At 45.2% G+C, this 19,084-nt stretch carries 15 protein-coding genes and 2 pseudogenes; 12 read left to right on the plus strand and 5 right to left on the minus strand.

Features of this window, described 5'->3' with window-relative positions; translation table 11 throughout:
* The 5 genes from DSM107010_RS02495 to DSM107010_RS02515 all read left to right on the plus strand — a co-directional run.
* Window positions 1-1,581, plus strand: a 1,581-nt coding sequence (locus DSM107010_RS02495; RefSeq protein ID WP_241994097.1) for a CHAT domain-containing protein, incomplete at its 5' end; no start/stop codon positions are given.
* A gap of 161 nt (window positions 1,582-1,742) precedes the next feature.
* A complete protein-coding gene (locus tag DSM107010_RS02500) occupies window positions 1,743-3,548 on the plus strand; it encodes an ABC transporter ATP-binding protein (protein ID WP_106169098.1) in 1,806 nt (601 codons plus the stop codon).
* A 57-nt stretch (window positions 3,549-3,605) separates the two neighbouring features.
* A complete protein-coding gene (ccmS, locus tag DSM107010_RS02505; RefSeq protein WP_015157235.1) occupies window positions 3,606-4,037 on the plus strand; it encodes a beta-carboxysome assembly chaperone CcmS in 432 nt (143 codons plus the stop codon).
* 290 nt (window positions 4,038-4,327) lie between these two features.
* Window positions 4,328-4,978: a histidine phosphatase family protein gene (locus DSM107010_RS02510; RefSeq protein ID WP_015157236.1), complete on the plus strand. Its 651-nt coding sequence runs from the start codon at window positions 4,328-4,330 to the stop codon at window positions 4,976-4,978.
* Between the two features lie 10 nt (window positions 4,979-4,988).
* Entirely contained in the window at window positions 4,989-6,026 is a 1,038-nt protein-coding gene (locus DSM107010_RS02515) for a glucokinase (RefSeq protein ID WP_106169096.1), read from the plus strand.
* A gap of 296 nt (window positions 6,027-6,322) precedes the next feature.
* Here DSM107010_RS02515 and DSM107010_RS02520 read toward each other — a convergent pair whose 3' ends face one another.
* Window positions 6,323-7,429: a precorrin-8X methylmutase gene (locus DSM107010_RS02520; RefSeq protein ID WP_106169583.1), complete on the minus strand. Its 1,107-nt coding sequence runs from the start codon at window positions 7,427-7,429 to the stop codon at window positions 6,323-6,325.
* Window positions 7,430-7,755: 326 nt separating this feature from the next.
* Between DSM107010_RS02520 and DSM107010_RS02525 the strand changes: the two genes are divergently transcribed.
* Window positions 7,756-8,103, plus strand: coding sequence for a hypothetical protein (locus tag DSM107010_RS02525; RefSeq protein WP_127022252.1), 348 nt, complete (start codon window positions 7,756-7,758; stop codon window positions 8,101-8,103).
* Between the two features lie 22 nt (window positions 8,104-8,125).
* Here DSM107010_RS02525 and DSM107010_RS42800 read toward each other — a convergent pair.
* The 3 genes and pseudogenes from DSM107010_RS42800 to DSM107010_RS02540 form a co-directional block, all read right to left on the minus strand.
* Window positions 8,126-8,356, minus strand: a pseudogene (locus tag DSM107010_RS42800) (type II toxin-antitoxin system HicA family toxin).
* The gene (locus tag DSM107010_RS02535) at window positions 8,349-8,558 is read right to left on the minus strand and encodes a type II toxin-antitoxin system HicB family antitoxin (protein WP_106169581.1); all 210 of its coding nucleotides are present in this window, start codon (window positions 8,556-8,558) and stop codon (window positions 8,349-8,351) included. The pseudogene DSM107010_RS42800 and the gene DSM107010_RS02535 overlap by 8 nt, the downstream one beginning before the upstream one ends.
* Window positions 8,559-8,630: 72 nt before the next feature.
* Window positions 8,631-9,641 (minus strand): annotated as a pseudogene (locus tag DSM107010_RS02540) (cupin-like domain-containing protein).
* A gap of 167 nt (window positions 9,642-9,808) precedes the next feature.
* Between DSM107010_RS02540 and DSM107010_RS02545 the strand changes: the two are divergent.
* From DSM107010_RS02545 to DSM107010_RS02550, 3 genes are all read left to right on the plus strand, one after another.
* Window positions 9,809-11,503, plus strand: coding sequence for a GH3 auxin-responsive promoter family protein (locus tag DSM107010_RS02545; RefSeq protein ID WP_106169580.1), 1,695 nt, complete (start codon window positions 9,809-9,811; stop codon window positions 11,501-11,503).
* Window positions 11,500-11,631: a hypothetical protein gene (locus DSM107010_RS41955; protein WP_258183965.1), complete on the plus strand. Its 132-nt coding sequence runs from the start codon at window positions 11,500-11,502 to the stop codon at window positions 11,629-11,631. Before DSM107010_RS02545 ends, DSM107010_RS41955 begins: the two co-directional genes overlap by 4 nt.
* A 103-nt stretch (window positions 11,632-11,734) precedes the next feature.
* Window positions 11,735-13,420 (plus strand): GH3 auxin-responsive promoter family protein, encoded by a 1,686-nt coding sequence (locus DSM107010_RS02550; protein ID WP_106168923.1) that lies wholly within the window; start codon window positions 11,735-11,737, stop codon window positions 13,418-13,420.
* 86 nt (window positions 13,421-13,506) lie between these two features.
* Here DSM107010_RS02550 and DSM107010_RS02555 read toward each other — a convergent pair whose 3' ends face one another.
* Window positions 13,507-14,706, minus strand: coding sequence for an MFS transporter (locus DSM107010_RS02555; RefSeq protein ID WP_015157244.1), 1,200 nt, complete (start codon window positions 14,704-14,706; stop codon window positions 13,507-13,509).
* A gap of 289 nt (window positions 14,707-14,995) precedes the next feature.
* Here DSM107010_RS02555 and DSM107010_RS02560 point away from each other — a divergent pair, with 289 nt between their 5' ends.
* The 3 genes from DSM107010_RS02560 (at window position 14,996) to DSM107010_RS02570 (ending at window position 19,009) form a co-directional block, all read left to right on the plus strand.
* Complete coding sequence (locus DSM107010_RS02560; protein ID WP_106168922.1) at window positions 14,996-16,090, plus strand: aromatic ring-hydroxylating dioxygenase subunit alpha; 1,095 nt, start codon at window positions 14,996-14,998, stop codon at window positions 16,088-16,090.
* 278 nt (window positions 16,091-16,368) lie between these two features.
* A complete protein-coding gene (locus DSM107010_RS02565; protein ID WP_106168921.1) occupies window positions 16,369-17,649 on the plus strand; it encodes an aminotransferase class I/II-fold pyridoxal phosphate-dependent enzyme in 1,281 nt (426 codons plus the stop codon).
* Window positions 17,650-17,872: 223 nt separating this feature from the next.
* Entirely contained in the window at window positions 17,873-19,009 is a 1,137-nt protein-coding gene (locus DSM107010_RS02570) for a hypothetical protein (protein WP_106168920.1), read from the plus strand.
* The last annotated feature ends 75 nt before the right edge of the window (window positions 19,010-19,084 follow it).

Consider the following 19,084-nt stretch of genomic DNA (forward strand, 5'->3'; position numbering starts at 1 on the left):
ATTACCAATTACCAATTACAAATTACCACTCCCACATTTATTGCCAAATTACTCGCAACCGCCGTCCACCAATCTCGATCTTTGGGCGATAAACGAGCTGAGGCTTATGCAGTAGGTAGTTTAGGTAGTCTATACGAGCAAAATCGGCAATGGCAAAGCGCTCAAGAGCTGACACAGCAGGCTTTAATCTTATCTCAGGCAGTGAATGCACCGGATATTACTTATCGCTGGCAGTGGCAATTGGCACGCTTATTGAGAGCGCAGGGAGATACTTCAGGGGCGATCGCCACCTACAGAGAAGCAGTCAAAACTTTAAAAGCTCTGCGTAACGATCTCGTCGCTGTCAACCCAGAGATTCAATTTAATTTTCGCGATGAAGTAGAACCAGTCTATCGAGAACTCGTTGCCTTGCTGTTATCTGAGCAAAAGTCAAGCGAAACTCCTCAGCAAAACCTCGCCCAGGCACGCGAAACGATCGAAGCGTTGCAGTTAGCGGAACTAGATAACTTTTTTCGGGAAGCCTGTATCGAAGCCCAACCTGTAGCGATCGATAATGTGGTGGATCGGGATAATCCTACAGCAGCGGTAATTTATCCGATTATATTACCCGATCGCCTGGAAGTGATTCTCAAAATTCCCCAGCAACCCCTACGCCATTACACGATCCATCAGCCGCAAACTCAGGTCGAGCAAACGGTAGAACGATTGCAGCGATCGCTAACCGAGCCGGATCGTACTAAAGATGTCAGAACTTTATCTCAACAAATATACAGTTGGCTGATCCAACCTATTGCTAGTGAGTTGCAGCAAAGCGGAGTCAAAACCCTAGTATTCGTCCCAGATGGGGCGTTGCGAAATATTCCCATGTCTGCATTATTTGATGGTAAGCAATATCTGGTCGAAAAATACGCGATCGCCGTGAGTCCGGGTTTGCAACTCATCAACCCTCAGCCTATCTCTCCAGCCAATCTCAAAGCCTTAACTGCTGGACTTAGCGTTCCGCCTGCTAACTCTCCCTTTCCACCCTTACCCGCTGTCAGGTTGGAATTTAATTTAATTCAACAAGCCGGAGTCGCGATCGCCGAATTACTCGATCGCGCCTTTACTAGCAAAAGCCTAGAAACCAAGATCGACTCAACTAGCTTCAACGTAGTTCATTTAGCGACTCACGGTCAATTCAGTTCTCAAGCCGAGAATACATTTATCCTCGCCGCTGATGGACCAATTAACGTCAGGAAATTTGATGACTTATTGCGATCGCGCAACCGTCGCCGTCCAAATGCGATCGAATTACTCGTCCTCAGCGCGTGCGAAACTGCTATAGGAGACAGACGCGCTGCCTTGGGACTAGCAGGAATTGCTGTCAGGGCTGGGGCTAGGAGTACTCTAGCTTCTCTGTGGCAAATTGACGATGAAGCAACAGCTATTTTTATTGGTGAATTTTACAAACAACTCACCAAAACTAAACTCACCCGTGCCGAAGCCCTACGTCAAGCCCAACTGAATCTGATGAAAAACTATCCCAACTATCGTCGCCCTGGCTACTGGGCAGCTTATGTTTTAGTGGGAAATTGGCTGTAATCAGTTATTAGTTATTAGTGACTAGTAGCTGGTGGCTAGTGGCTAGACTCAATTCTTGTCGCTAGTTATCAGCCACTTACGACTTACGACTTCTTACCACGCTATCTTGGAATATACACCCACAGATGTAAATAATACAGATAATGCAGCCGCAGGCATTAATGCGATCGCCAAAACGCAAATCTTCCCCAAGGTTGCGCCCTCAACCAAAGCATCCCCTCAAACGCTTACTCGCCTACACTCGCCACTATCGCGGGGAAATTTGGCTGGCATCTCTCTATTCTGTCTTAAATAAAATCTTCGATCTGGCTCCACCTGTATTGATTGGTGTTGCTGTTGATGTGGTAGTACAGCGTCAAGATTCGATTATTGCCCGTTGGGGAGTTAAGGATGTTTTTGCCCAATTTCTGATTCTCTCCGTCCTCACAGTGATTATTTGGATACTAGAATCAATTTTTGAATATGCCTATGCCAGGAAATGGCGCAACTTGGCGCAGAGGATTCAACACGAACTCCGCCTCGATGCTTACAACCACTTGCAAGAATTAGAACTCGCCTATTTTGAAGAACGCAGTACGGGTGGCTTGATGTCAGTTTTGAGCGATGATATCAATCAATTAGAGCGATTTTTGGATAATGGCGCGAATGAAATTATCCAAGTTACCGCTACAGTTCTAATTATCGGCGGGGCTTTCTTTATTCTCGCTCCTAGCGTCGCTTGGATGGCGATGTTACCCATGCCTTTTATTTTGTGGGGTTCGGTAGCGTTTCAACGACTTTTGGCTCCGCGTTATGCAGAGGTGCGAGAAAAAGTTAGCTTATTGAATGCAAGGCTGGCAAATAATTTGTCAGGCATTATGACGATCAAAAGCTTTACTGCCGAAGCCTATGAATCAAGCAGACTTGCAGAGGAAAGTCAAGCCTACCGTCAGAGTAACAGAAAAGCGATCGCGCTATCTGCTGCCTTCGTTCCCTTAATTCGGATGATTATTTTAGCGGGTTTTACCGCTTTACTTTTATTTGGAGGTATGGAAGCGATCGCGGGCAGAATGAGTGTAGGGACGTACAGCGTCTTGATCTTTTTAATTCAGCGTTTGTTGTGGCCCCTAACTAGATTAGGCGAAACCTTTGACCAATATCAACGGGCAATGGCTTCGACAAATCGAGTAATGAATTTACTCGACACTCCCATTGATATTCATACTGGAGATATTACCTTACCAATTCATGAGGTAAAAGGAGAGGTGATATTAAAAGATGTTACCTTTGCTTATTACGAGCGATCGCCCGTCATTGAAAATCTATCTTTGCAGATTCCTGCTGGGAAAACCATTGCAATTGTTGGTTCCACGGGTTCGGGGAAGAGTACTTTAGTCAAACTCCTACTCAGATTATACGAAGTGCGATCGGGAACGATTACCTTAGATGGGATCGATATCCGCGATTTAAAATTGAGAGATTTACGCGCTTGTATTGGTTTAGTCAGTCAGGATGTTTTCTTATTTCACGGTACTGTAGCTGAGAATATTGCCTATGGTAGTCCCGATGCCAATATAGATAAAATTATCTCAGCAGCAAAGGTTGCAGAAGCGCATGAATTTATCATGCAACTGCCCCAAGATTATGAAACAATTGTGGGGGAAAGGGGACAAAAATTATCAGGCGGACAACGACAAAGAATTGCGATCGCCCGTGCGGTATTAAAGAACCCACCAATTTTAATCTTGGATGAAGCGACATCAGCCGTCGATAACGAAACAGAAGCCGCTATTCAGCGATCGCTCGAACGAATTATTGTAGATAGAACCACAATTGCGATCGCGCATCGTCTTTCCACCGTCCGTAATGCCGATTGTATCTATGTCATGGAGTATGGCAAACTCATCGAATCTGGAACCCACGAACAACTCCTAGAACGTGGAGGAATCTACGCCACGCTCTGGCGCGTCCAATCCGGCATAAAATAAATTTGTTCCTCATAGAACAACTACCAACTACCAATTACCAATTACTAATTACCAACTATGTTCTCATTTGGTAGCCCTCAACCTGTTGGAGAAGATGGACAATGGCGACAGCAATTAGATTGCTTTGTTAAGGAGAATCAACAAGAGTTAGCAGCGCTATCTTGGGGGTTGTTTTTGGAAAAAGGAGCCAGCGATGACACCTTGGGTATCGACATCCAACCGACACCGCGTTTTATCTTTTGTCCTAAATCTGCAATTGAAAAATTAAACGATCGCGTCAACAGTCAGATCCAAGAAGTTTTAGGATTTATTGATGCTCATAATCCTGAAAAACAAGTTTTAATTCTTGGTATTGGTAACGGACAAATTAAGTTAATTCAATTTGAAATCGAACCCCCTCCCCCTATTTGTTTCGAGCATCTTGCTTCTGATGTAGATACATTATTAGGTAGATTAGAGCAACGTTTGAGCCAGTACGTGCAAACATGACTTTTAAACTAGAAAATGTCGTCCCTTGGGGGCGATCGCCTGTTAACAGTGACCAGTGACCAGTAATCAGTGACCAATTACTTATTTGATGTTGGTTGGGTTTAAGTTAGGAGCCAATTGGTGGTAAGCGCATAAGGCGTGGGTGAAATCCGTGTTTTTAAATCAATGGATTCCTTCTATCTCCTGTTTCTTTCGTCTCCTGTCTCCTTTGACTTTTGACTTTTGACTTTTAACTTGCTTATATTTAGGTTTGGCATTCTGCGAATTCTATGCTTTGGGAATTGTCTCCTATGACTCAAATTGTCTGGATTGCTCGTCACGCCAATCGTCTTGATTTTGTCAATCCTGAGTGGTTCCTTACCGCAGAACGACCCTTCGATCCGCCGATTTCTGAAGATGGTAAAGTTCAAGCTCAACAACTGGCGCGACGGCTGAAGGGAGAAAATATCAGTCATATCTTTGCTTCGCCATTTTTGCGCACGGTGCAAACAGCCAACTACGTAGCAGAAGCCCTCAGCCTTTCGATTAACTTAGAATCTGGTTTGAGCGAATGGCTCAATCCTGCTTGGATGCCACAAGCGCCAAAAAGAGCGCCTCTGGATGTTTTAACCCGCATGTTTCCCAGGATCGACACTAGCTATAGTTCTCGCGTCACGGCAGAATATCCCGAAACTGGAGAAGTTGTCCTAGAACGGGCAGGTAAAACGGCTCGGTTATTAGCAGAAGAATTTTCCAAAGATATTCTGTTGGTAGGACACGGGGCATCTGTAGTAGGTGCAACAATGGGTCTGGTAGGCGCAACGGCTCAGACAGAGGTTAACGCTGCTTTGTGCTGCTTAGTGAAAGTTGTTCGTCCAGATCCAGAACAACCTTGGGTGATGGAGTTAAATGGCGACACATCTCACTTAAGTAAAACCGAAAAAATTATTCGATTTCATTAAAGCGATCGCTATGACAATACTGTTAGCAGGAGATATTGGTGGCACGAAGACGATCTTGCGTCTGGTGGAAACAACAGAAGCAACACCCAAAGCCCTTTACGAACAACGCTATACCAGTCGCGACTATCCAGATTTAGCACCAATAGTCCAAGAGTTTTTAGCTACATCTGAAGAAAAGTTGGGCAAAAAACTCTTACCGCAAAAAGCTTGTTTTGCGATCGCGGGTCCAGTTGTTAACAATACAGTACAGTTAACCAACCTAACTTGGCTGCTAGAAGCATCCAGGCTAGAAGAAGAGTTGGGGATCGAGTCCATTTCCCTGATCAACGACTTTGCCGCTGTTGGTTACGGTATATTGGGTTTGCAGGAATCAGATTTGCACACCCTCCAAGCAGGTAAACCCCAAACAGGTACGCCTATCGCGGTAATTGGTGCAGGAACGGGATTAGGACAGGGATTTTTAATTCAGCAAGGCGACACTTACCATGTCTTTAGTTCCGAAGGCGGACACGCTGATTTCGCACCTCGTTCCGAGTTAGACTTTCACCTCTTGAAATACCTATTGGACAAGCACGACATCCAACGAGTTTCAGTAGAACGAGTGGTATCGGGACAAGGAATTGTCGCCATCTACGAATTTTTTCGCGATCGCCAAAACGTGAAAGAATCGCCAGAAATTGCCCAAGTTGTAGCAGCTTGGGAAAAACAAGCTGGCAAGAAAGAAAAAACCGTCGATCCAGCCGCCGCAATTTCCAAAGCCGCCCTAGAAAAAAGCGATCGCCTGTCAGAACGGGTTATGCAGATTTTTGTTGAGGCTTACGGCGCAGAAGCAGGAAACCTCGCCCTCAAACTCTTACCGTATGCAGGGTTATACATTGCTGGTGGCATCGCTGCGAAAATTCTTCCCCTAATGCAAGAAGGTACTTTTATCCGCGCCTTCACCAGTAAGGGACGGATGCGACCTTTACTCGAAAACGTTCCCGTGCATATCGTCCTGCGATCGGACATTGGGCTAGTTGGTGCTGCGATCGCCGCAGATCGTTTGTAGATGGAGACAATTCGCAATACCCCTACGATATTCGCAAGCTACGCAATTCGCTATGACCCCTGTAAGGGCGAGTTTTGAGGAAAGATTTCTTGCCGTGGCTGTGAATTTCGGGCTAAACCCGCCCCTACACGACACCCTTTCCTAACTCCCGTACGGGCGGGTTCACCAGACAACTTCGTTTTGACAAAAATTTTTGGTCAACCCGCCCCTACACGACACCCTTTCCCAACTCCCGTACGGGCGGGTTCACCAGACAACTTCGTTTTGACAAAGATTTTTGGTCAACCCGCCCCTACCTACTTTCCTAAATAACAATGACAATCCGGTTTCTCAATTGTCGATTCAACTAAAGCATTTAGGGCTACTGCTGCTAATAATCCGCCACCCATTGTTCCCTCGACAGTAATATAGGGAATACCAGAACGCATCAAGCGACGTTTGGCAGCTGGGGCATGGCTGAAACCAATCGGCATCCCGATGATTAAAGCGGGTTGAAAATGTCCCTTGGTAATAGCATCACAAGCAGCAATCAGCACTGATGGGGCGTATCCCACGACAAAAATACAGCCTGCTGGTAACTGTTGTAGCTGTTCTTGCCATTGGCTTTGATGCCAAAAGGCTTGCTCGGCTTCCACAACGCTGCTAACGTGAGGATCGGCGATTAAGGTCGTAACCGGACAACCTAAATGAGACAAACGGGTGCGATCGCAAGCCGCAACTACAGGGGCAACATCGCCGATAATCTCACAGCCTTGAGTGAGGGCATGACGCGCCGCCGCGATCGCCCCTTTACCCACACGGATAAAATTAACCAAACTGACATCACCGCAAGCAAGCACCAGTTTGGACAGCAAATCGATTTCAATCTCCGAACGATTGGAGAGATCGGGTAATAATTGTTGCAAAGATTCCTGAAATTCTTCTGGGTGAGCGTGAGTGGCTGCATCCCAATTTTCCCACAGTTGTTCTAACTGTACCAATCCGTCTTGGCTTTCCACTTCTAATAAGCGCAACTGCGCGATCGCTTCTGCTTGCAGGTTTTGACAGGAGCGATCGCGTCCGATCAATCCTTCTAGCGCTGTCGCTGTCTGCCGCAATCGCGCCATTTGTTGCATCACCGAGTGATATTGTTGTTGTAATTGATGTGTTAAATTTTTTACTTCGATAGCAGCATCGCTTGTGAGGAGTTCGCGAATGTGGGAAAGTTGAAAGCCTTGCTGTTTGAGTGCCACAATCCGCCGCAACTGTTGCACGTTTTCCTGAGTATAGAGGCGATAATTGCTACGCGATCGCTCAGGGGGTGGCAAAATGCCGAGTTGGTGATAGTGTCGCACCATCCTTGGGGTACAATTTCCCCCAACGGCTTCGGTAAGTTCTTTGATGGTTAAACGTGCGGCTGTCATGTTTTTCAAGAAAGAGTGCGATCGCAAATCTAAGTGAATTACATCAAATAGTTATATAGCCCATGTAGAGACGTTACATGTAACGTCTCTACATGGGAAGCGTTCACAAATCAATTTAGATTGCTATAGATTACCTCCACCATATCAAATCGAGTCCTATGCTTAACCTGCGATCGGATAACCCCTTTGTAAAATTTAAAACTCGAAATATATTTATTTTACTTTTGATTCTGATTGTTGAGTTTGTTTTTATTTCCGATCTTCTATTACTCTTCTTTAACTGGAATAGTGACGATCCGATATTTTACGATTTCATTTACTATCTTATGATGCTTTTACCTAGCATCTGGATTTTACATAGATGTCATCAGCTATCTATTCATCCTAAATATTTAATTGGCAAATTACCAAGTCGCGATCGCTGGCTATCTTTATGTGGAATTGCGATCGCTCATGCCATAAATAATGCTGCCACAATTGTTCTAGAATTTTTCTTTCCCAGTGAACAAATAACTATAAATTATAATTTTTCTGAATATCTACACTGGGGACTTGTGTTGACAATAGTTACAGTTCCTTTTATGATTCGCTTTGTTTATAAAAATTGGTACAAACAGCAATTAGCTTTACCTTACTTTGCAAATGTATCTCATCGTAGTAATAGAGTATGTTAAGTAACACACCCTACTACTATCTTCAATCAAGACTTTCAATCAAATCTTCAGGTGTTACTCTAGCTTGCTTAAGAATCCCGCTCAAGGTTCCTATCTTCAATTCTCTATGTACTGGAACGACGCAGCCAATTTCGCCTTCTGTTGTTACTTTCTTCATGATGACATGGCTACCTGTTTGTCACACTTGCACAAATCCTAAACGTTCCAAAGCACGAATTGCTTCCCGACTAGAAATCCTTGGTATCTTAGGCATAGCTAACTTCTATATTAGTAATATATCTAGGAGTTACTTCAGGTAAAGAAAACTCTTCTAAATAAAGTTTTGTTGCTTCGCGCAAGTTAGCAACCGCCTGTTCTATAGTTTCTCCTTGATCTACTGTACCGACTTCTGGACATTCAGCAACATACATATCATCTTCTCGATAAACGATCGCAGTGAAATTTCGAGTTTTCATGACACGACTTTATACAACCTCATTAATAATACCAATTGTAAGGTGGGCATTGCCCACCCTACAGTTGAGGGTTCAAAACCGATAAAAAATTTGTTTTATCTGCTGCTGTCTGCTTTGACTCAGAAAAGCGATCGCAAACTTGGTTAATAAGTAAGGTATTGCCAACATATTGCTAAAAATCACTCGCCAACGACACCAAGATAAAATTGCTCTTGAGATAGGATACACACCCCAAAATTGGTTGACAGAACACACCATTTCATCACCTAATGCCGTAACTTCATGCCACCAACCCATAGGAATATACAGCATTGCTCCTGGCTCTAAGATTAGTTCTTGCTTGTGTTCTCATGCTTTTTTGAATTTGGGAAATGCTACCAAATCTGGATTTTCTGGATATACCGTACTAAACCAAGCACGCAATTCTAACCCGCGTAGCAAATGGACAAATATTGAAAATGGATATAGATTATAAGTCTGACTGGGTGGAAATAACAAGACTTTTTTCGCTCCATGCATCTGGATCAAAATACCATCCAGTGTATCGTAGTGCAGGCACTCTAAATGCCCTCCAGGGGCTACCCAAAGATTAACATTGCCTATAGGCTTTTTTAACCCTAGTTGTTGACTAATATTGCTAAAAAAATTATTCTCGGCTAACTTTGTATTTTTCAGCGAACATTTAGCTAGATAGATATCCTTTTCGTGAGCCTCATGACTGTGCAACAGCTTTGCATAGTCTGTAAATGACATTGTTTTGAGAGGAACCCCGCTGCCAATGTTTTGCCAAGTGCGTTTATCTTGTTGATATCTTTCGCGTCCGTAATAACGAAAAAGAAATTCTTGCCGATCTAACTGTTTGCAAAGATACTCTAGATTCCAGTCATCTACTTTTAATCCAGTAATAATAACTGGAGTTCCCGTTTTCTGATATCTTTCAAAAAATAAATCTGGCGATATCGACGATAGCTCCATCCGTGAAATTGAGACTGCTGTATTATCAGCTATACTGTCAGCAGTATTATCAGTAGTTAAACGCATAAAAAAATGAAGAGTAAGATATACTTTCCGTAACCTACCCATCGAGGCAAGAAAAAATACTTTTTTAATACAATTTAAATAATTATTAATAACTTTTAGCTTGGCAAGACATAGAAATATATTAACGATTGCTAAACAAAGCGCACTCGAAATAATCAGGTAAAGCAATTATTATTTATAATAACGCAGACAAAAGGTGTGAGGAGCCAATGACGAATTTATTGCTACCACTGTTGCAAACTGTTGCCGAGCATACAAAGGATAACTTTGTTAAAAAAACGCGCCAAGTTGAAGCAGTACAAGAGCGATTTCTGCGAGATTTACTACGAGCTTATCAGGCGACAGAGTTAGGGCAAAAGTATGAATTTAAAGATATTAGAACTGCCGAGCAATTTCGCCAGCGTGTCCCCACATCATCCTACAGTAGCTATGCACCCTACTGCGATCGCATTGCCCAGGGGGAACAGAACATTCTCACCCCCGATCCCGTTGTTTTTTTTAACCTGTCGAGTGGTTCTACAGGAGCGCACAAGCTCATCCCAGTCACCAAACGCTTTCAAAACTCCTTGCGCCGTCCCAACTTAACTAGTATTGGCTTTCTCAGCTCGGCATTAAGACAACGGGGTTCTAAATTTGGCAAAGCGATCGCCACTAACTCAACTCAACTGATGGGACGTACCAGTGGTGGAATTCCCTACGGTCCCGCTAGCGTTGGAGTCCTACGGATGGGAAAATTTCTCTGCGAGCAAATATTTGCTCATCCCTTTGAGACACTGCAAGCAGCCGATAGCCTGACGCGCCATTATCTTTGTCTGCTATTTGCGCTACAACAGCCAGATACAAGGGGAATAGTCGCCAACTTCCCCATGCTGATCCTCCGCACCTGCGGCTATTTAGAACAATATGCAGAAGACTTTATTCGCGACATTGACAAAGGAATGCTTGCACCTTGGTTGCAACTAGAACCAGAATTGCGCTTAAAACTAGAACGGCAAATAGTCGCTAACCCCAACCGTGCCAAGCAACTACAAGAAATCTTGCAAGCAGAAGGTAGACTCACCCCCGAAGCAGTATGGTCGAATCTTGCCTTCACAGTTGCAGCCAGAGGCGGGACTTCAGATTTTTACTTCGAGCGCTTTCCGACTTACTTTAGCAAGACACCAGGTTTTGGCGCGGTTTGTTGTTCGTCAGAAGGCGCGTTTGGCATTTACCCAGAGCTAAATTCTGATGCTAGTATTTTAGCGATCGAAAGTGCTTTTTTCGAGTTTATTCCTCAAGATCAGTGGGATGTAGAACAACCAAAAACACTACTACCTAGCGAAGTCAAACCTGGAAACTACTACCGAATTTTGATGAGTAATTACAGCGGCTTCTATCGCTACGACATTGGCGATGTCATGGAAGTCGTCGGATTTTACGAACAAGCACCACTGATTGTATTCCGCCATCGGCGCGGTGGCTTGCTGTCTTCAACCTCAGAAAAAACTACGGAATTTCATGTTACTCAAGTCATGCAGGTATTACAACAAGAATTTGACTTACCTCTAGAAGATTTTTGTATTACCTTATCGGATGATGTCATTCCCGCATATTATTTGGTGAATATCGAGCTTGCGCCTGGAAAAATATTAGAAAATCCGCAGCAATTTCTCGATCGCTTTGACCGTCAGCTGAGTGCAATTCACACTTCCTACGCCGTCAAGCGGATTAACAACGATCAAATTCCCCCGCCAAGATTGCGAATTCTTGCCCCTGGCAGCTTTGCGATCGTGCGGCAAAGGCAATTAGAGAAAGGAGTACCAGATTCTCAACTAAAATTTCCCCACATCAGCGAAGACCGCAATTTTCTCGCTGGCTTGCAAGTGGAACGGGAAGTGGAGTTGTCAGTGACCAGTGACCAGTGACCAGTTATCAGGGAGCAGGGAGACAAGGGAGACAAGGGAGACAAGGGAGACAAGGGAGACAAAAATTCTCCCTTGTCTCCTCTCACACTTCCCACACTTCCCATACTCTATTTACTACTAGCCACTAACCACCAGCCACTCCTCAATTACCAGTTACTTCGACACCAAATTGTCATATTCTAAACACAATTAATCTGCTTGAATCAGTATTTGATGAGTTGAGAAAGCTGAATGGTCAATCTCGTTCTGTCCGCTTTAAATGCTGTTACAGATTTGACAAAGGCAAACTTTATCAAAAAAACTCGCCGGACGGCAGAAGTACAAGAACGGTTTTTATTACGCTTGTTACAAGCTCATCGCGATACAGAATTTGGTAGAAAATATCAGCTCGGTGAGATTAAAACAGTCGATCGCTTTCGCGATCGAGTGCCAATTTTACCGTATTCCAGCTACGAACCTTTTCTGGAGCGCATTGCCAATGGCAAGCAAAATATCCTAACAGCCGATCCGGTGGTGTACTTGACGCTGACGAGTGGTTCGACGGGGAAAAAGAAAATGATTCCGACGACGAGGCGATCGCAAAATATCACTCGTCAAGCTACCCTAACCAGTATGGGCTTTCTAACCGCCGCCTTACGTTCTAGAGGACAACAGTTTGGCAAAATTCTCCTGACAAATTCTACTCAACAATGGGGACGTACCAGTGCGGGTATTCCCTACGGTCCTGCTAGTGCTGGTGTCCTCAGCATGGATAAATGGCTGTACGGGCAATTTTTTGCTCAGCCATACGAGACTCTCCAAGTCGCAGATAGCTCTGCCCGTCACTACCTCGCCTTATTATTTGCCTTACAAGATCCTTTAATGCGGGGGATGTTAGCTAACTTTCCAATGCTCATCCTCCGTACCTGCAACTATTTGGAAAAATTTGGTGAAGACCTAATCCACGATATCGAAACAGGAACCATTGCCAATTGGTTAGAAGTAGAACCGGAAATTCGGCTGACATTAGAGCAGCGCTTATCAGCCAATCCAGTTCGAGCCAATGAATTACGGGAAATTCTCCAGTCGGAAGGTAAGCTCACCCCTCATCTCGCCTGGTCAAATTTGTCTTTTGTCGCCTGCGCCCGTGGAGGTACGTCCGACTTTTACTTTCAACGATTCCCTACCTACTTCAACAATACACCCATTTTCGGCGCAGTATTTTCTTCTGCCGAAGGGATGTTTAGTATCTATCACGAACTCGACGACGACAGCAGCATTTTAGCCCTGGAAAGCGGTTTTTTTGAATTTATCCCGCAAGACCAGTGGCAAGAAGAACAACCGAAAACGCTACTCGCTACCGAAGTCAGATCGGGAGAACGCTATCGCATTCTGACTACGAGCTATAACGGATTTTATCGCTACGATATTGGCGATGTTATCGAGGTAGTCGGATTTTACGAGCAAGCACCGTTAATCGTATTTCGTCACCGTCAAGGTGGATTGATTTCTTCTACGACAGAAAAGACGACGGAAGCCCATGCGACTCAGGTGATGCAAGCCGTACAGCAGGAATTTAGCTTATTACTAGAAGATTTTTGTATGACTTTATCGGAAAATGATTTTCCCGCTCGCTACCTGCTCAATATTGAGTTAGCTAATGGCTACAAGCTTGAAGATCCGCAAGCTTTTTTAAGCGAGTGCGATCGCAAATTACAAGCGGCAAACACCCACTATGAAATTAGCCGCAAAGATCCGATTCCGCCACCCCGACTGCGAATTTTAGCTCCTGGTAGCTTTGCCATCCTCCGCCAGCGACAGATAGAAAAGGGCATTCCCGATTCTCAACTCAAGTTTCCCCACATCAGCGAAGATCGCAATTTCTTATCTGGCTTGCAGGTACAGCAAGAAGTGAGGTTACCAGAAGATGAAGCATAGGATGGAGGGGACAAGGGAGACAAGGAGGACAAGGGAGCAATTCAAAAAATTCAAAATTCATTCACGCACCACGCACCACGCACCACTCATTCCTGACTCCCGAATACGAGCAACAGCATCCCGATGACAATCGAAGCACTTGCAGCCGTGTAAAAAGCAGCTTCTATGCCGTTGTTTTTGACGATAAAGCCTAACACAATTGGACAGAAAGATTGCCCGATGAAGCCCGCGCCAGCCCCCGCTGATAGAACGCTCGATCGCAACTGGGAAGGCGCAAGACTCGCTAGAGCATCGTAAAGGTTGGGTAGGATCAGACCAAACCCAGCACCAAAACCGACCGCAGCTAACATAATTAAACTAATCTCTCGTAAAAAGGGAATTGTGCTAAGTGTCAGCGCCATCATGATGAAGCCTACAGCCGTAGCTTTATACAAACCCAACGATTGAGATAGCTTTCTGGCTCCAAAAGCAGAAATAATGGCTGCACCCAGAGCGCGAGAAGCTAAGACGAGGCTGTTAGTTAGCGTATTGGCATTAATCGTGTCTTTGAAATACTGCGGGGTATAGAAGACAACCGAGTACATCACGATTGATGTCAAGCTCAGAGTTAGCAATAACCAAATTGTTTGGTAGCGTCCTAAAACTTGCCATAGTTTATGCTTAGGTCGTTGCTCTGTTTTGACTGAAGTACGTTCGGGTGGCTGTGGCAAAATCTTGGCTGTCAATACTGCCAATGGTAGCCCGATCGCGTATAGGCAGAAAATGTATCGCCAGTGGAAGAAATAGCCAACTCCGCCCCCTAACAATGGAAAGACGATCCCCGCTAGCGTCAGCGTCCCCGTGGCGTAACCTAATGCTTTGGCTCGTTCCTCACCCTCATACATACTTGTGAGCAAACCCAAGCTAGCAGATGTAATTCCGGCTGTAGCGATTCCCAAACATCCTCGCAACGCGATTAAGGGGAGGAAATTGTCTACCGTGACTCCCGCAGCACCAAAGACGGCATAGCAAAGTAGGGAAACTACGAGTACCTTTACTCTCCCCACGCGATCGGAGAGAATTCCGAGGGGAAGACTAAAAAGACCCAGCGCCCAAACATGAGCGGCTGCTAAATAACCGCCAATCTCTGGAGCCAGCTGAAGTTGGTGTTTGATCTCCCCCAAGGCAGGGTTAAACACTGCTCCAGTCATCGTAGTTAGGGAGCCAGCCGCCATCAACACCATTAACTGTGGGTTACGGGCGATCGCGGCAAAAGCTACTGTTGGCGATAGTGATAATTTGCGCATGTTGAGGAAGTCGTCACTGATAGTTGGTCATTTGTCATTTGTCATTCGTTGTTGGTTGATGGTTGTTGGTTGATGGTTGTTGGTGAAAGGCGAGAGGCAAGAGGCACTTTTGTTTTTTCTCCGCGACTCTCCCTCAGCCTCCTCAGCTCTCTCAGCTCTCCTCTCCCTATTCCCTATTAGTATGAGTGGACAGTTGGCGTGCTGTCAGGAATTATGCTGACAATTTAGCTGAATTAAGGGACACTAGAAAGCTAAATATTGTCAGAATCAGGCAAGAGAGGAACGATTCATGGAACTGGCTACGACCTTAACAAGTCAGACAGTTCAGAATGCTATCCGCGAGATCGGGATTAATCCAGATTACTGGTATCCGGTTGGGTGGGCAAATAAACTGCAACCTGGTCATATTATGCCCGTAACGATCTGGAAACAAGCAATTGCTGTTTTCCGCGACACGGACGGACAACTTCATGCTTTAGATGATGCGTGCGCGCATAAGGGTGTGGCTCTACATAAAGGGCAAATTCAAGGGAAACATTTATTGTGTCCCTATCACGGTTGGGAATTTAATGGTGCAGGTCAATGCGTCAAAATTCCATACCTCCCTGAGACACACAAACTACCATGCGCTCAAGTTCGTAGCTACCCCGTCCGCGAAAAATACAATCTGATCTGGATTTTTCCTGGCGATGCGAGTTTGGCAACTAGCATTCCCTTACCAGAAATACCGGAATTCGACGATCCAGATTGTCTGATGGTTCCGATTCCGGCTCATTTCCAGGCGCATTTCACCATCTGCAACGAAAACACGATGGATGTGTTTCACGGGTTTTTACACAAAAATCTCCAAGGTTGGTTTGACCCCGTGCTGACTAGCTTGAAGACAACAGAATCATCGGTTCATGCCGATTATCGAGTGTCTTATAAGGGAGTCATGACGAAAATTCTGGGTTTGAGCGATCGCGGTGATGAGGTGACAACCCGGACTGTCACGCTCCATTACCAATATCCCCACTACCACAGTTCTCTAGAGGGGGTTTCCTCTTTATACCTGATGCGATCGCCTATGGGAGCAACAGAAACCAAATCGTTTGCCTTGATGTTTCTGCGGCTGAATTTACCTAAGTGGTTGGTGCAGCCGTTCAAACCCCTGATTTCTGCTTATATCTGGCGCTTTCTATTTTCCAAGTTTCTCGATCAAGATATCGAAATGATGGAGAGCGAGCAACGCACTTATTCAAACAACCCCCAACGTCGCTATGTAGAGATTAATCCGGCAATTATTGCCTTGCAAAAGGTCATGATGCGGCAATACGAGCAATATCGCCGCAAAACCCTGTCTTCCCAACTTTCAGGGAACCAGCAGGGGGAATCGCTGTCTTAATCGGCAGCGATCTCTTCTAGTCGGGTATAGTCAAGCTAATTTATTATCAATCGCATGAAGCAATTATCTCGTCAATACAGTCAAAGATCGCTGGCTCGATCGCTAGGAATGGTATAGTGCTGGCAAAATGTCTTATTCATAGACTCAATTAAGCTGCCCGAGCCGGCAGGAAATGACAACCTGGATAGTCTAAAAATTACCTAACCAGGGAAAATATTAATAATGTTTAGCCAGACGCACAAAGCTATCTGGGAATTTCAGGTGAGGGGAGTAAATTCGTGCAAGTAGTCAAAGAGTACGTTCAGCGCTTATATGACAGCGGGCTAGCCCCCGACGAGTTCATTTGTCATCGCCGTCAGGGTAATTTAGTTGAAATCGAAGAAGGAGCAACGGGCAAGCGGCAAAATGTCTTGACATTCTGCACCAATGATGTATTGGGACTGGTGCAGAACGAAGCCGTGCAGCAAGCGGCAATTGATGCGATCTTGCAATACGGTACTTCTAATAGTGGAACCTCAGTTTTAAACGGTCGCATTGACTTACACCGTCAACTCGAAGCAGAAATCTCTGCTTTTAAGCATCTGCCCCACACCCAGCTATTTTTGAATGCTTGGATGGCAATGCAAGCCTTGATGGATGCTTTTTGTCATCTCGCTATTCCCGTACCAGGATTTCAAAATACGCGAGAGACTCTGATCCTGACGGACGTACTCAACCACGGCTGTATTGTCTCGGCTGTTGTCAATGCCGGGACTCGCTCTGGAAAAGTCTTCAGCCACAGTCCCCGCGTCCGCGTCAAAGCCTATCGCCACTGCGATACTGAAGACTTGGAGCGGAAGTTATATCGCTATGCTCGTCCCGACGACAGAATTATGGTAGTGTCCGATGCTGTCTTCTCGATGGATGGTGACATCGCCCCTCTACCAGATATGCTTGATGTGCTGCAAAACTATGAAGGTAGCGTGCTGGTCATGGATGAGGCACACGCTAGCGGCGCGATTGGAGCCACGGGGAGGGGGATTTACGAGTATTTTGGGATAACCCCTCAAAATGCGATCGCGCGGGGGATCGTGCCGTTGATTATGACCACATTTTCTAAGTTTGCGGCTTCGGCTGGGGCAGCAATTAGCAGTCCTGTGGCTGAATTGATCCCGTTGATGAATTTCTCTCCCACCTCCATCGGCACGGTTTCTTTACCCGCACCTACCGCTGCTGCTGCTTTGGAAAGCATTCGCCAAGTGCGCCAACATCCCGAACTGGTACAACAACTGCAAGCAAAAACCAAATATTTGCGATCGCGTTTGGCTAAGCATGATTTTGAAGCTTTGGGCGAAACCAACGTCGTCCCCGTCGTGTTACCCACTGAGTGCAATCCGAAATACTTTGCCCGTCAATTAATGCAAGCACATGGCATCTGGGCATCGGCAATTTGGTACATTGCTAAGCCACGCTTGCGGATCACCGTTAATGCCTTGCACACCGAAGAGGATATGGATCGGTTAGTCGAAGGAATGGTAGCAATTCGGGATACGATCTACAAACCCATGATCAGCGCCTAGCGAAACGAGCTAAATTCCAAATTCAATTATTAAAAACTTAGATAATTTTTTAAGACCAGGATGCATTGCTGTATTTTGGTCTTAATCGTTTTTTCAAAGATAATTTTCGCTTGCGTCCATAACATTTGTAGGGGCGCACAGCTGTGCGCCCCCACGGAGCGTGTATTTCATCCAGTTACAAATAAGAGCGATCGCACAATTTTTTGACACTGTTGTGTAAATTATGCAAACGATTACAAAGTTTCAAATTAAACCTGTCACGACTCCAGTAGAACAAGAACTTTTTCTCGATGTTCCTGCTAGGGTTTATGCGAACGACCCTTACTGGGTTCCCCCCATCCGCAGCAGTGAAGCCAAGCAATTCTCGCCTAGCAATACTTTCTTTGAGTATGGTAAGGCACAGCAATTTATCGCTCTATCTCAGTCAGGAGAACCAATCGGCAGAATTGTTGCTGCTGTGAATCAACGGTTGATAGAGAAAGAAGGTCAAAATGTCGGAGTCTTCGGTTTTTTTGAATGTATCTCCGATTTTGATGTGGCTCAAGCCCTCCTCCAGGTTGCTTGTGATTGGCTGCGAGAACAAGGTATGACTGTAGTTAGGGGACCAATCGATTTTTCAACTCACAACGGCTGTTTGTTTTTAGTCGATGGCTTTGACTCCCCGCCGATGATTTTAATGCCTTACAATCCACCCTATTACCCAGAGTTTATCGAACGGGATGGTTGGTACAAAGGTAAAGATGCTTACACGTATAACTTTCCCCTAGATAAACCTTTACCAACGGAATTTGAAAAGGCTTATCGTATCGCTTGTAAAGCTGGCATAACTTTTCGTCCCATTAGAACCAAGGGTGAGGAATTTGAGGCAGATGCGCTGAAAGTTTACGATCTCCTCGTGCGCATGTTTACCGACAACTACAGTTATTCACCGCAAACCCCAGCAGAGTTTTTAGATAAAGCGCGATCGTTTCAATCTCTGATCGACCCTGATGTTTTTCCCATTGCGGAATACAACGGTGAAATGGTGGGGATGTGGATGGGATTACCTGACTACAATATCGCTCTCAAGCATCTAGGCGGCAAACTCGATTGGCTCGGCACGTTAAAATTCTTGTGGTATCGCCGCCAAATTGACCAAGGGAGAGTAATTTACATTTGCTCCCTCCCTGAATATCGCCGCAAAATGGTTTCTTTGGCTCTCATTTATTTGGGAATGCAAGGCGGAATTAAAAAAGGCAAGCCTTACAAACGAGCGGAATTAGGACATATTTACGAAGATAACTCTGCTTCTCGCAAGCTTGTAGAGGCTGCTGGTGGTAAAATTCACAAAACCTACCGGATTTACGAGAAAGCTTTGTGAGTGTTTTAGCTACTCGTGGGAAGAAGGACAAGGGGGACAAGGGGGACAAGGGGGACAAGGGGGACAAGGGGGACA

The organism is Chroococcidiopsis cubana SAG 39.79, from assembly GCF_003991895.1.
Classification (GTDB): domain Bacteria; phylum Cyanobacteriota; class Cyanobacteriia; order Cyanobacteriales; family Chroococcidiopsidaceae; genus Chroococcidiopsis; species Chroococcidiopsis thermalis.

Coding starts and splice junctions, on each gene's coding strand:
- DSM107010_RS02550 (WP_106168923.1), top strand. CDS start 11,735: ATGGTCAATCTCGTTCTGTCCGCTTTAAATGCTGTTACAGATTTGACA.
- DSM107010_RS02555 (WP_015157244.1), bottom strand. CDS start 14,706: ATGCGCAAATTATCACTATCGCCAACAGTAGCTTTTGCCGCGATCGCC.
- DSM107010_RS02570 (WP_106168920.1), top strand. CDS start 17,873: ATGCAAACGATTACAAAGTTTCAAATTAAACCTGTCACGACTCCAGTA.
- DSM107010_RS02500 (WP_106169098.1), top strand. CDS start 1,743: ATGCGATCGCCAAAACGCAAATCTTCCCCAAGGTTGCGCCCTCAACCA.
- DSM107010_RS02560 (WP_106168922.1), top strand. CDS start 14,996: ATGGAACTGGCTACGACCTTAACAAGTCAGACAGTTCAGAATGCTATC.
- DSM107010_RS02510 (WP_015157236.1), top strand. CDS start 4,328: ATGACTCAAATTGTCTGGATTGCTCGTCACGCCAATCGTCTTGATTTT.
- DSM107010_RS02520 (WP_106169583.1), bottom strand. CDS start 7,429: ATGACAGCCGCACGTTTAACCATCAAAGAACTTACCGAAGCCGTTGGG.
- DSM107010_RS02525 (WP_127022252.1), top strand. CDS start 7,756: ATGATGCTTTTACCTAGCATCTGGATTTTACATAGATGTCATCAGCTA.
- DSM107010_RS02515 (WP_106169096.1), top strand. CDS start 4,989: ATGACAATACTGTTAGCAGGAGATATTGGTGGCACGAAGACGATCTTG.
- DSM107010_RS02545 (WP_106169580.1), top strand. CDS start 9,809: ATGACGAATTTATTGCTACCACTGTTGCAAACTGTTGCCGAGCATACA.
- ccmS (WP_015157235.1), top strand. CDS start 3,606: ATGTTCTCATTTGGTAGCCCTCAACCTGTTGGAGAAGATGGACAATGG.
- DSM107010_RS02535 (WP_106169581.1), bottom strand. CDS start 8,558: ATGAAAACTCGAAATTTCACTGCGATCGTTTATCGAGAAGATGATATG.